General features: G+C 72.9%; 10 protein-coding genes. 1 reads left to right on the forward strand and 9 read right to left on the reverse strand.

Annotated features, from left to right (window positions below):
• Positions 1-11: 11 nt before the first annotated feature.
• Positions 12-605, reverse strand: coding sequence for a pyridoxamine 5'-phosphate oxidase family protein (locus tag OP04_RS34915; protein ID WP_033344188.1), 594 nt, complete (start codon positions 603-605; stop codon positions 12-14).
• Between the two features lie 169 nt (positions 606-774).
• Between OP04_RS34915 and OP04_RS34920 the strand changes: the two genes are divergently transcribed.
• Entirely contained in the window at positions 775-1,881 is a 1,107-nt protein-coding gene (locus OP04_RS34920) for an acyltransferase family protein (RefSeq protein ID WP_051799554.1), read from the forward strand.
• 244 nt (positions 1,882-2,125) lie between these two features.
• Here the strand turns inward: OP04_RS34920 and OP04_RS34925 are convergent, their stop codons facing one another.
• From OP04_RS34925 to OP04_RS56585, 8 genes are all read right to left on the reverse strand, one after another.
• Positions 2,126-4,111 (reverse strand): response regulator, encoded by a 1,986-nt coding sequence (locus OP04_RS34925; protein ID WP_033344189.1) that lies wholly within the window; start codon positions 4,109-4,111, stop codon positions 2,126-2,128.
• Positions 4,108-5,133 (reverse strand): chemotaxis-specific protein-glutamate methyltransferase CheB, encoded by a 1,026-nt coding sequence (cheB, locus tag OP04_RS34930; RefSeq protein ID WP_033344190.1) that lies wholly within the window; start codon positions 5,131-5,133, stop codon positions 4,108-4,110. Before cheB ends, OP04_RS34925 begins: the two co-directional genes overlap by 4 nt.
• A complete protein-coding gene (locus OP04_RS34935) occupies positions 5,130-7,334 on the reverse strand; it encodes a hybrid sensor histidine kinase/response regulator (RefSeq protein WP_033344191.1) in 2,205 nt (734 codons plus the stop codon). The genes cheB and OP04_RS34935 overlap by 4 nt, the downstream gene beginning before the upstream one ends.
• 13 nt (positions 7,335-7,347) lie before the next feature.
• The gene (locus OP04_RS34940; protein WP_033344192.1) at positions 7,348-8,820 is read right to left on the reverse strand and encodes a methyl-accepting chemotaxis protein; all 1,473 of its coding nucleotides are present in this window, start codon (positions 8,818-8,820) and stop codon (positions 7,348-7,350) included.
• A gap of 10 nt (positions 8,821-8,830) precedes the next feature.
• On the reverse strand, positions 8,831-9,466 hold the full coding sequence (locus tag OP04_RS34945; RefSeq protein ID WP_232323849.1) for a chemotaxis protein CheW: 636 nt from the start codon (positions 9,464-9,466) through the stop codon (positions 8,831-8,833).
• Positions 9,467-9,489: 23 nt separating this feature from the next.
• Positions 9,490-10,878 (reverse strand): CheR family methyltransferase, encoded by a 1,389-nt coding sequence (locus OP04_RS34950; protein WP_033344193.1) that lies wholly within the window; start codon positions 10,876-10,878, stop codon positions 9,490-9,492.
• Complete coding sequence (locus tag OP04_RS34955; protein ID WP_051799555.1) at positions 10,868-11,272, reverse strand: chemotaxis protein CheW; 405 nt, start codon at positions 11,270-11,272, stop codon at positions 10,868-10,870. The genes OP04_RS34950 and OP04_RS34955 overlap by 11 nt, the downstream gene beginning before the upstream one ends.
• Positions 11,273-11,634: 362 nt before the next feature.
• On the reverse strand, positions 11,635-12,348 hold the full coding sequence (locus OP04_RS56585) for a hypothetical protein (RefSeq protein ID WP_051799556.1): 714 nt from the start codon (positions 12,346-12,348) through the stop codon (positions 11,635-11,637).
• Positions 12,349-12,362: the final 14 nt, after the last annotated feature.

The raw sequence follows: 12,362 nt of genomic DNA on the forward strand, positions 1-12,362 counted from the left end.
CGCCGTGATGATCAGGTGGCGGCCGGGGTGGGCGGCAACGGCAGCGGCAGGCCGGGAAGACCGTCCAGGCTGGTCGCGATGTGGTCCTTCTTCGCGAAGTAGGCGCTCAGCGACTCGTCGTCCTCGCGGGCGAATCTCCGGGCGTGCAGGTCCCGGTCCTCGTCGTAGGTCATGAACGGGACCGCGTAGCCGCACGTGTCCCGGACCAGCGCCGCACGCACCACGATGATCGCCCGCAGCCCGTGCGGCGACGGGTCCACGCCGTCGAACCTCGCGAGCAGCCCTGGCCAGCGAGGATCGTCCCGGAAGACCGGCTCGCCGTGCCCGTGGACCCGGACGATGTTCGGCGGCCCCTCGAACGCGCACCACATGAGCGTGACCCGCCCGTTCTCCCGCAGGTGCGCGATCGTCTCCGCGTTGCTGCCCGCGAAGTCCAGGTAGGCCACGGTCAGCGGATCCACCACCACCCACGACCCGCGCAGCCCCTTCGGCGACAGGTTGATCGTCCCGTCCCCGCTCAGCGGCGCGGTCGCCGTGAAGAACATCGGCTGCGCCGCGATGAACTCGCGCAGCCGCGGCGTGATCTCCTCATACGTCTTCCCCATGACGCCAGGCTCGCGCAGGCCTGCCGTCGTGGTCCAGTGGCTTCCCGGCCGCGGCCCGCAAGGATCACGCCAGGGTGCGACAACAGCACCCACTAGCACCACGGGGGTACGCCGGGGTGAGCACCGCAGAGTGACGCGGGCGCACCGGGCACGTTCCTAGCCTGCGCGCATGACGAACTCGGTGCTGGCGCGGCGGATCGAGGCGGGAACGCCGGTGGGGCGGGACCGGGCGATGGACGCGCTGCGGGCGGTGGCGATCGGCGGCGTGGTGCTGGGGCACTGGCTGGTCACGGCCCTGGTGGCCGGCGGCGACGGGATCACGGTGGCGAGCCCGCTGGCCACGCTGGACGCGTTCACGCCGGCCACCTGGCTGTTCCAGACGCTGGCGGTGTTCTTCCTGGTCGGCGGCAGGGTCGCGGAGATCGGTTATGCGCGCGCCGAGTCGTACCCCCGCTGGTTCTGTGATCGGATGCGACGGCTGACCCGGCCGGTCGTGGTGCTGCTGGCCGTGTGGACGGTGATCACGCTCGCGCTGCTGCTCGCCGGCACCGGCACCACCACGCTGCGCACGGTGCTCACGCTGGTGCTGTCGCCGCTGTGGTTCCTGCTGGTGTTCGCCGGGCTGACCGCGCTCACGCCGCTGGCCCGCCGCCTGCATCCCGCGTGGCCGTTGCTGACCGTGGCCGTGGTCGACCTGGTCCGGCTCGGCCTCGACGGCCCGGCGTGGCTCGGCTGGATCAACCTCGCCGCGGGCTGGCTGGTGCCGTACACGCTGGGTATCCGCTTCGACAAGCGCCACGCGTGGCCGCTGCTGGCCGGTGGGGTCCTGGCCACGATCATGCTGGTCCGCTGGGCCGGCTATCCGGCCTCGATGGTCGGCGTCCCCGGCGCGCTGTCCAACCTGAACCCGCCGACGCTGGCCGCGGTCACGTTCGGACTGGCGCAGTGCGGCGCCGCCATGCTCCTGCACGCGCCGCTCGGCCGTCTCCTGCACCGCCGTCCCGCCGTCTGGGCCGGGGTGGCGCTGGTCAACCTGGCCGCCATGACGATCTTCCTCTGGCACCAGACCGCGATGATGGCCGTCGCCGCGCTCACGCTGCGCACCGCCGGCCCACTCCCCGGCCTGCACACCCTCCCCGACGCCCCCACCTGGATCGCCGCCCGCCTCCTCTGGCTCCCCGTCCTCGCCGCCGCCCTCGCCGCCCTCTGGTTCCTCTTCCACCGTTTCGAATCCGCTCCGTCGAAGACCCGGACCGGCCAGGCTCACAAGCGATAAAAGCCGATCTTCCCGCTTCCGGCGTGGCGCAGCCCGCATGCTCCCGCGGGCAAACCTCCGGGAGCCGGAAGACTCCGCTGACGCTCCGCTTCCGGCCCCCGATCGGAGCCGGTTCCGCCGTGGTCCGGGAAGAGCCGCGATTTCCGCCGCTGCTCACGTCCGCCGCTGCGGCGCGCTTCGGCGAACGGGTAGCCCTGCCCGAAATATCGGCTCTTATGGTGGTCGGTGACGCCGGAGGCGGGGGTCAAGGGTGTGCGGCCGGAGGCAGGGTGAAGTGGAAGGAGGCGCCCTGGCCGGGGTTGCCGGAGGCCCAGATGCGGCCGCCGTGGCGGTCGACGATGCGCCAGACCGTGGTGAGGCCGATGCCGGTGCCGGGGAAGTCGTCGTTGGTGTGGAGGCGGCCGAACGGGCGGAAGAGCTGGTCGGCCTTGTCGGCGGGGAAGCCGGCACCGTTGTCGCGGATGTGGAAGACGCCGTCGTCGCAGCCGATGTCGATGCGGGCGCCGGGTGTGCGGCCGGTGAACTTCCAGGCGTTGCCGAACAGGTTGACCAGCACCACGCGGATCAGCTCGACGTCGCCGGACGCGGTCATGCCGGGCGCGACGACCGTGGTCACGGTACGGTCCGGGAAGCGCTGCCGGAAGTCCTCGACCACCTCCGCGGCCACGGCGGACACGTCGACCGTGGCCCGGCGGATGTCGCCACGGCTGGCGCGGGCGAGCAGCAGCAGTGACTCGATGAGCGAGGCCATCCGCCAGGCGGCGCCGTGGATGCGGGTGAGATCCTGCCGGGCACGTTCGGTGGTCTGCGGGTCCTCCATGATCTGTTCGGCGAAGCCCAGGATGGTCTGCAGCGGCGCGCGCAGGTCGTGCGAGACCGACCCGCTGAACGCCTCCAGCTCCCGGTTGCGCCATTCGAGCTCGTCGACCATCCGGGCCCGGGCCTCGGCGGCGTCCCGGGCCGCGCGTTCCTCCGCGGCCTCGATCTCGCGGGTGAGCAGCTCCTCGCGGATGCGGCGGGACTCGTCCTGCAGATGCTTGCGGCGCAGGTGGGCACGGACGTGGGCGCGGAGCGTGCCGGGGCCGTCGACCGTACGCACGTAGTCGTCCGCGCCGGCGGAGAGCGAGCCGAGCATGAGGTCGCCGTCCTCCTGCCCGATCATGATGAGCGGGATGTCGCGCAGGCCGGGCACGCTCTTGATGCGTTCGCAGGTATGGCGGGCCTCGCCGATCGTCTGGTCGAGCGCGGCCGCGCCGAACGCGGGCATGGTGCCGAGCACGATCAGGTCGGCGGGCTGGGCGGCGAGCATGACCATGGCGTCGTCCGCGTGCCGGGCGACGACCACCTCGTACCCGTCCTCGCGCAGCGCGGCCTGGGCCAGCTGCAGGTAGCCGGGGTCGGCGCCGATCATCAGCACCTTCTTCGGGCCGTGCATGCCGCGCGGCACGTCGATCGGCAGCGCGTGCGCGGTCTGCCGGAGCACGGCCGCGAGCTTGGCCAGCAGCACCGCGAAGTCGTCCTGCTTGCGGACGAACGCGTCCGCGCCCGCGTCGAGGATCTGCAGCTCGGTGGCGTAGTCGTCGGAGGCGGTGAGCAGCAGGCAGGGCAGGTTGCGCAGCGCCGCGTCCAGGCGGATGCGGCGGATGACGGTGGCGCCGTCGATGCCGGGCAGCATGCCGTCGACGATGACGGCGCTGGGTGTGCGGTCCGCGGCGACGCGCAGGCCTTCCTCCCCCGTCCCGGCGGTCAGCACGGCGTAGCCGGCGTCCTCGAGCGCGTCCGTGACCACGGCCCGGAACGTGGGGCTGTCGTCGATGACCAGCACGGTGCGGGCGTGCGAGGCGGGGGATCCCCGGGCGCGCAGCAGCTCCCGGCTGCGCGCGACCACGAAGTGGCCGTCGTAGGGCTTGCCGACGTACTCGTCCGCGCCGGTGGCGAGCCCGCGGACGCGGTCCTTCACCTCGGCCTCGCTGGAGAGCAGGATGCGGACGGCGCCGGCCTGGAGCGGGATCTCGCCGGCGTCGCGGAGCAGGTCGACGCCGTCCGCGTCCGGCAGCAGCACGTCCAGGATGATCACGTCGAAGCGTTCGCGGAGGAACGCGTCGCGGGCCTCGGCGCCGGTCGCGGCCAGCACGGTGCGGAAGCCGGCCTCCTCGAAGACCTCGTCGAGGTCCATCCGGACGGTGAGGCTGTCGTCCACGATCAGGACGACATCGGTAGGTTCGCTCATGCCAGCGCCGCCACTCGTTCCGCGATCGCGGCCAGGGACAGCGACTCCGAGGCCGCGCCGAGCAGCACCGCCTCGCGCGGCATCCCGTAGACCACGCTGCTGGCCTCGTCCTGGGCGTAGGTGCGGGCACCGGCGCGGCGCATGGCGAGCAGTCCGGCCGCGCCGTCGCGTCCCATGCCGGTGAGCAGTGCGCCGACCGCGGACGGCCCGTACGCGTCCGCGACGCTCTCGAACAGCGTGTCGACGCTGGGCCGGCAGGAGTGGCGTTCCGGCCCGTTGCTGAGGTGCAGCATCCCGCCGCGGATGAGCAGGTGCCGGTCCGGTGGCGCGACGATCACCCGGCCCGCGCCGTCCGCGACCGGCACGCCGCCGGTGGCGTAGGAGACCGGCCGGTGGACCTGTCCGGCGAGCCAGTCCGTGAACGCGGTCGCGAACACCTCGTTGGCGGAGAGGTGCTGCACGTAGAGGATCGGCAGCGGGAACGACACCGGCAGCCGGCTGAGGATCTGCGTGATCGCGCCCGGCCCGCCGGTGGACGCGCCGATGACGACGAGCTGCGTGCCTTTGGGCCGGCTGACGACGGGCGCCGAGACCACCGGTTCGGACGGCACCACCCGCCGCCGCGTCACCACCCGGATCCGGGACACCACCTTCACCGCGGTCCGCAGCCGTGCCCCCCACGTCGCGTCCGAGTCGTCACCGCGAGGTTTCTCCAGCACGTCGACCGCCCCGGCGGCCAGCACGTCGTACGTGCCCAGCGCCTCTCGCCGGGCCGCGGACGACACCACCAGGATCGGCGTCGGGCAGACCTGCATGATCTGCTCCGTGGCCTGCAGTCCGCTCATCACCGGCAGCATCACGTCCATGGTGATCACGTCGGGGCGCAGGCGGCGGCACTGGTCCACCGCCTCCGCGCCGGTGACCGCCTCGCCGACGATCTGCATGCCGGGGTCCGTGGTCAGCGCCTCGCGCAGCGCGGCCCGGACCGTGGCCGAGTCCTCCACCACCAGCACCCGGATCATGCGGCGCCCACCAGGCCCTGGATGTAGTCGAGCAGCTCCTCCTGGTTGAACTCGCTCTTCACCACGTAGGCGCTGGCGCCGACGTCGAACCCGCGCCGCCGGTCCTCGGGTGCGGCCCGGGACGTGACCAGGATGGCCGGCGTCTCGCGCAGCACCGGATCCGCCCGGGTCTGCTCGACAAAGGTGAACCCGTCGATGCCCGGCATATCCACGTCGACGAGAAAAAGGGCATAGGACCGATATTTCGCGCGTTCTAGGCCCTCTTCACCAGAGGCAGCCAGATCCACCTGGTACCCGGCCGACTCCAGGATCGACTGCTCCAGCATCCGCGTCGTCAGCGAGTCGTCCACGACCAGGATCGGACGCCCCTCCGGCGGCGCTTCCAGGGAGGACGCCGACGATGCCGGCTCACCGGCACGATGACCGGCCGCGGAACGTCCACCGGCCGCCACCAGCCCGTGCGGGTCGAGCACCAGCCGCGGATTGCCCTCCGCGTCCATCGACAGCCCGCTGATCACCGGCCCGGCCGGGGCCAGCTCCGGCAGCGGCCGCACCACCAGCACGGACGTGCCCAGCAACCGGTCCACGCAGATCGCGACGATCTCCGTCCCGGCCTTCACCACCACCGCCACGGCCGCGGACTTCCCGGCCGGAGGCGCACCACCGAGCGCCCGCGACAGCGGCAGGAACGGGATCACCCGCCCGTCGTGCGTGATCACCTCCGCCGCGGCGGCAGCCGACACCTCCTCCGCGGTCAGGCGCAGGCACGTCTCGACCGCGTCCAGCGGCACCGACGCCAGCGAGCCGGCCGCCTCCACGACCAGCCCGTGCAGCGAGACCAGCGACAACGGCACGACCAGCTCGAGGCGGGTGCCGCGACCGGGCGTGGTGTCGATGTTGACGTCGCCGCCGAGCTGCTCGGCCACGTCGCGGACCGCGTCCAGGCCGATGCCGCGCCCGGACACGCCGGTGACGGACGCGGCCGTGCTGATCCCGCCACGCATCAGCATCGCCATCAGCTGCCGCGGCTCCGCGTGCTCACCCGGATGTAGCAGGCCCTGCGCCTCCGCGGTGCGCCGCACGGCCGCGAGGTCGAACCCGCGCCCGTCGTCGCGGCACTCGAACGCGGCGAACTGGCCGCGGTGCGTCACGGTGACGGTCACCTGCCCGTCCGCGGGCTTGCCGGCCGCGCGCCGCTCGTCCTCCGGCTCGATGCCGTGCGCCACCGCGTTGCGTACCACGTGCTGCAGTGCTCCTGAGGTCTGGCTCAGCACGTGCGGGTCGAGGCGCAGCTCACCGCCGTTGCCCTCGAACGTGACGCGCCGGCCGTGGACGGTGGCGGCGTCGTGCACGGCCCGGTGCAGCGTGGTCAGCACGGACGCGACCGGGACCAGGCGCAGCCGTTCGGCGCGGCCGCGCACGTCGTCCAGCTCGCGTTCGACCTGCTCCACGGTCTCGGTGAGCTGCCGGCCGAGCGCGCCCAGCTCCGCGGTGAGGCGCGACGCCATCGCGCCGGCCTGATCGGTGTACCGCACCTCGCCGCCGCCCTGCCCGAGCCCGGTCACCGGGTCGATGTGCGTCACGGCGCCGGTCCGCCCCACCCGCAGCTGATCCGCGAGCGCGGCCGCGGCCCGGTGCGCCCGCTGCACGGTCGCCAGCTGCCGCCGGATCGGCCCGAACCGCGCGTGCGCCTCGTCCACGGCCTCCAGCAGCTCGTCCACGTCCGACGTCTCGCTGCGCACCGGCTGCGCCGGAGATTCAACAGCATCCGAGGGTACGACTCTGGGCTGCTCCGGCGCACTCTGCGCCCGTTCCGGCCGTGGTGGTTCCGGGGTCTCCGCGACCGTCGGCGGAGGCGCCGGAACCGGGGCGGGTGCCGGCGACGCGTCCGGTGTCAGGCTCTCCACCCGGTCCGTCATCGAGTCGGACAGCTCCAGCAGCCGCGCGATCTCCCCGGGCGGCACCGTGGTGGCGCCGTCCCGGTACGGCATCAGGATCTCCTCCAGCGCGTGCGCATCGTCCGCGATCTCGGTCTGCTTGACGACCCGCGCCGCACCCTTGAGCGTGTGCGCCGCCCGCAGCAGCCGGGCCACCGGCTCCGCGCCGCCCCGCTGCGTCAGGTCGAGCACGCCCTGGCTGAGCGCGTCCACCAGCTCCCGCGCCTCGATCCGGAAGTACCGCAGCGGGTCCTTCCCGCTCACCGCGACCGCGCGATCACTTGGCCGCTCCCGCGGTGACCATCTTCAGCAGCGATCCGGACAGCGTGGACAGGTGCGCCGCGGTCTGCCGGGTCTGCGACGCGCTGGTCTCGGTCTCGCGGGTGACCCGGGCCGTGTCCGAGATCGCGGCGTTGACCTGCTCCACGGCGGTGGTCTGCTGCTTGGTGGACAGCTCGATCTCGCGCGCGGACTCGGTGGTGTTCCCGACCAGCGACGCGATCTGCTGGAACGACGCGGTGACCTCGCTGAACTGCCGGGTCCCCGCGTCCACCGCCTTCGCGCCGGTCTCGGTCGCCATCACGGTGGTGTTGACCGCGCCGCGCACGTCGTCGATCAGCGCGCGGATCTCCTTCGCGGACGCGGCCGTCCGGTCGGCCAGCTTGCGGATCTCGTCCGCGACCACCGCGAACCGCCGCCCCCACTCCCCCGCGCCGGACGCCTCGATGGTCGCGTTGATCGCCAGGATGTTCGTCTGCTCGGCCAGCTCGGAGACCAGGTCGACGACGCCGCCGATCTGCTGCGAGCGCTGGCCCAGCTCCAGCATGTGCTGCACGATCAGGTCGACCTGCTGCCGGATCGCGGTGATCGAGGTGCGGGCCAGCTCGATGGTGGAGTCGCCGGACGCGGCCGCGTTCGCGGTGTCGTCGGCGATCTTCGCGACCCGCTGCGCGCCCTCGGAGATCTGCCGCGACGTGATCAGCAGCTCCTCGATCGTGGTGGTGATCTCGTTCATCGCGGTGGCCTGGTCGCGGCTGCCGGACGCCTGCTGCGCGGCCGCGGCCTCCAGCTCCGCGGACGAGCTCTGGATGTGCCCGACCGCGCCGGCCACCTGCCGCTTCAGCGCCCGGTTCAGCACCAGCGCGGTGACCAGGCCGAAGACCATGGCGGCGAACGCGATCACGACGACCACGACCACCGCGATCGTGGCCTGGCTCGTCGCGGCGAGCTGCTCCCGTTCCACGTCCGCGCTGAGCTGAGTGATCAGCGCCGCGATGTCGGTGTCCAGCGCCTCCCGCTTCGGCGAGACGGTCCTGTCCCAGTCCTCGACGACGGTCGCGATCGGCGAGCCGGCCTTCCGGGCCGCGATCACGGTCTCCAGCGCGGTCTGGTGCTCCTGCTCCGCCGCCGCGGCCGCGTCGATCAGCGTGCGTTGCTGCGTGCCGGTGACCTCGGCGCGCAGCTGGGAGATGCCGTCGAGGAACTCGGCCCGGTCGGTGGCCAGCGAGGTCAGGAACTTCTCGTCGCCGATCAGCAGGTAGCCGCGGGACGAGCTGCCCTTGGCCTCGGCCGCGGCCCGCAACGCCTCCGCCTGCACCAGGCCGCGCTGGCTCAGCTCGATGACCGCGTCCTTCTCCGTGGTCACCGTGTTCAGCGCGCCGATGCCGACCGCGCCGGTGAGCAGCGTCAGCACGATCGTGACCGCGAACCCGAGCCCGAGCTTCTGGCCGAACGTCCACTCTCGTCTCATCGGCATCTCCTCAGCTGTGCGTCAGTGCTTGGACGGCGGCGCGGACCGCGGCGACGTCGACGATCGGGCGGGCGCCCTCCGGCCGTTGCACGATGCCGCGCAGGCAGCCGCGCGGCCCGTGCCCGACCGGCTCCTCGATGATCTCGTCGCCCGGGATGCGCAGGTGCCCGTCGAGCTCGTCGAACGCGAGCGCGATCGCCGGCGCGCCCGAGGCCAGCACCAGCCAGCGGGAATCCGGCTGGGGCGGCTGCCCGAGCACGGCCGCCAGGCTGTAGACCGGCACGATCGAGCCGCGGAACCCGGCCACGCCGAGCAGCGCCGAAATCGGGCCGGGCAGCGGCGTGACCTGCCGGTTCGGGAACAGGCCGGCGGACTGGGAAAGGCGCAGCGCGTAGCGCCGGCCGGCGACCGCGATGGCCAGCAGGTCGTGGAACTGCACCACCTGGTCGCGCGGCGGGTCCGCGAACGACCGGTCGAACGAGGCCCGCAACGCGCCGAGCCGCTCCCACATCTCCCGCTGCGCGGTGTTGCCGACCGGCTCCGGGGTGTCGTGCGCGTCCTCGATCGCCCGGTTGCGGTCCGCGAGGTCGATCATCTCGTCGGCCAGCGTGCTGCCCCAGGTGTCGGCGGGCGGGGTCCACGTCACGGCGTGACCCCCGGCCGGCCCGGTCATGTCACCGCTCCGACCGCCTGGAGTTCGCTGCGGCAGAGCGCGATCAACGGTTGCCGGCCGAACCCGCCGCCGAACAGCAGGATGCGCTCGTCGGTCTCGCCGCGCAGCAGCGTGACGGCGCGGTCCAGCTCGCGGGCCGCGGTCTGGCGGTCGCCGGCCTGCTTGGCCAGCAGTCCGAGCCGCATGCGGGGCATGGCGAAGCCCGGGTCGAGGTACGCGGCCAGCTGGTGATGCCGGGTCGCGGTGGCCGGGGACGCGTCGCCCTCGTGGCAGACGCCGATCACGTAGTGCGCGTCCGCGTTGAGCCCGTCGTCCTCGACCAGCCGTTCGCACAGCTCCGCGGCCCTGCCCGTGTCGCCGGCGTGGGCCAGCAGCGCGCCGCGCAGCACCCGGACCCGGGGCAGGCGGGACTCGGGCTCGGTCATCGACTCCACCGCCGCGAGGGCCTCCTGGAAGCGCTCGACCCGGAGAAGTGCGAGCGCCCGGTCGTACCCCTGCATGGGCTTGATCTTGATCTGTGGCGTCGCGGCGGGCGTCTTGACCGTGGGCGGGACGATCGGGCGCGCCGGCGCCGCCTGGTCCTCGCGGTGGTAGTAGAACGTGCCGTGCGTGTGCCGGACCTGCAACCCTTCCGGTCGTGGCCCGAGCGAGTCGGTGTGGCCGAGGAACAGATAGCCGCCGGGCGCGAGCGCGCGGGTGATGCGCGCGATCGTGCCGCGCCGGACCTCGTCCGTGAGGTACATCAGCATGTTCCGGCAGAAGATCACGTCGTAGCTGCGGTGCGCCCACAGCACCGGGTCGTCGTTGACGACGTTGTGCTCGACGAACTGCACGCGTGCCCGCAGCCGCTCGTCGACCTCCACGCCGCCGTCGCGCGGGTGGAACCAGCGCTGCCGGATGCTGGCCGGCGTCTCGCGCAGCGACCACGTGCCGTAACGGCCGGCGGCGGCGCGGCGCAGCACGGCCCGGTTGATGTCCAGGCCGACGATGGACACGTGCCAGTCCGGCGGCACACGCTCCGCGGTGACGGCGGCGAGCGTGTAGGGCTCCTCGCCCGAGGAGCACCCGACGCTGAGCAGGCGTAACGCCTTGACGGAGGCGCGGGCGCGGATCCGGTCCGGGAGCACGACCTCGCCGAGCGCATGGAACTGCTCGATGTTGCGGAAGAAGTAGGTCTCGTTGATCGTGACGGCCTCGGCGAGCGCGCGCAGCTCGGCGCGGTCGGGATCGGCGGTCAGCCGGTCCAGGTAGTCACGCTCGGTCATGCGGTGGCGTTCGGCGCGCGTGCGGAGAACCTCGCTGAGCAGGTCGTCGCGCTTCTCGTCGAACGTCATGCCCAGGCGGTCGGCCAGCAGGGCCCGGAGACGGTGGAGGTCAGGAGGCATATGCCGCCACCATGCGGGAGACGCCGTCGGGGTCGAGGAACATCAGCGGTTCGGCGTCGAGAACGCCGACGGCGGTGACGACACCGCCGACGGACGGCGCTTCCCGGCCTGCCTCGGGGCGGACGTCGCGGACGCCGAGAACGGCGCCGATCGCGAGCACGCCGCCGGACTTGGTGGTGATGAAGCGTTCCGCGGCGGTGTCGAAGTCGCCGAGGAGACGGCCCAGGTCGAGGACGGGGATGGCGAGGCCGCGGACGACGCTGACACCACGCACGTAGTGGGGGCTGCCGGCGAGGGGCTGGATCGGGAGCGGCCGCATGATCTCGACGATGACGTGGAGGGGGAGGGCGCACAGCATGGTGCCCGCGCGGAAGATCAGCGAGAGGTCGGGCACTGATTCAGGCTAAATGCCGATTTATCGGCATGAAGGAGAAAACCAAGCAAAGGCGGTTCGGGGGTACGGGTGGGGGCGCGAATGCTTGAGAGACGTCCCGTAGGGAGGGTTTTGTCCGTCTCGGTGAGGCGGGTGGGGTGGGGGTTTGCAGGCTGCGAGCCGGCTTGTGGGTCACTGTTGTGAGGCAGGTCGAGCGTCGCCCCGGGCCGGGAAACGGCCACCAGAGACGCAAGCATCCTGGGTCCCAGGTGTTGGGAGTGAGGCGTTGGGCGCTGCGTCCGTCCGGTGCCGGGCCGGGGTCCCGCTCCGGCCCGGCACCGGCGGATCAGCAGGGCCGGGCCGGGGTGGGTCAGGTGATGGGGTCAGCCGTGGCCGACGCCGGGGCGGGAGCCGATCGGGAGGCCGACGCCGGCGGCGTCGAAGGCGGCCAGGTCGGTGATGTCGCACTGGGCCGGGGCCGGGTTGTCGCTGTTGGACTTGAGGGACACGCCGGGCTGGTCGTCGCCGCACGGGCCGGTGACGGCGGGGTCGAACCAGAACAGGACGACGGGGGTGCCGAAGAGCTCGATCGGGGCAAGCGGGGTGGCCTCGATCGTGGTGCCGGCGGGGGTCTTGCCGGTGACTCTCGCGGCGGGGCCGGCGTAGTAGCCGAACTCGGGCGTGGGGGTGCCGTTGATGGTGGCCGGTGCCTGGACGGCGTGGAAGCCCGCCTCCACGTCGGGGAGGCCGGCCTCGTTGGCCATGATCAGGTCCTCGACCTGGCCGGAGGGTGACCGCACGCCGAGCATGACGCCGAAGCGCGTCTGCGGCAGCTGCGCCTCGGTGACCTCCTGGACGGTCAGCACCAGCTCGCCGGCGGGGGCGGTCAGGCCGGTCGTGACGGTGTGCGGGAGGGTGACCGATGACGCGTCCTGTCGCACCTGGGCGACCGGCTGGGCGGCGGCCTGCTGCGACGACGTCATCGCCGCGTTGGCCGCGACCGTGCCGCCGACTACCACCACGACGACCGCGCCCGCGGCGGCGGTGACGGCGGCGAATCGGCCCGCCCGGCGGACGGGCGATCCGGTGACTGACATGCGTGCTCCTGAGG

The organism is Catenuloplanes japonicus (assembly GCF_000717135.1).
GTDB lineage: Bacteria > Actinomycetota > Actinomycetes > Mycobacteriales > Micromonosporaceae > Catenuloplanes > Catenuloplanes japonicus.

What these genes read in the sequence shown, in the direction of transcription:
- OP04_RS34915 (WP_033344188.1), bottom strand. Translation starts at nt 605, where the DNA reads ATGGGGAAGACGTATGAGGAGATCACGCCGCGGCTGCGCGAGTTCATC.
- OP04_RS34920 (WP_051799554.1), top strand. Translation starts at nt 775, where the DNA reads ATGACGAACTCGGTGCTGGCGCGGCGGATCGAGGCGGGAACGCCGGTG.
- OP04_RS34925 (WP_033344189.1), bottom strand. Translation starts at nt 4,111, where the DNA reads ATGAGCGAACCTACCGATGTCGTCCTGATCGTGGACGACAGCCTCACC.
- cheB (WP_033344190.1), bottom strand. Translation starts at nt 5,133, where the DNA reads ATGATCCGGGTGCTGGTGGTGGAGGACTCGGCCACGGTCCGGGCCGCG.
- OP04_RS34940 (WP_033344192.1), bottom strand. Translation starts at nt 8,820, where the DNA reads ATGAGACGAGAGTGGACGTTCGGCCAGAAGCTCGGGCTCGGGTTCGCG.
- OP04_RS34950 (WP_033344193.1), bottom strand. Translation starts at nt 10,878, where the DNA reads ATGCCTCCTGACCTCCACCGTCTCCGGGCCCTGCTGGCCGACCGCCTG.
- OP04_RS56585 (WP_051799556.1), bottom strand. Translation starts at nt 12,348, where the DNA reads ATGTCAGTCACCGGATCGCCCGTCCGCCGGGCGGGCCGATTCGCCGCC.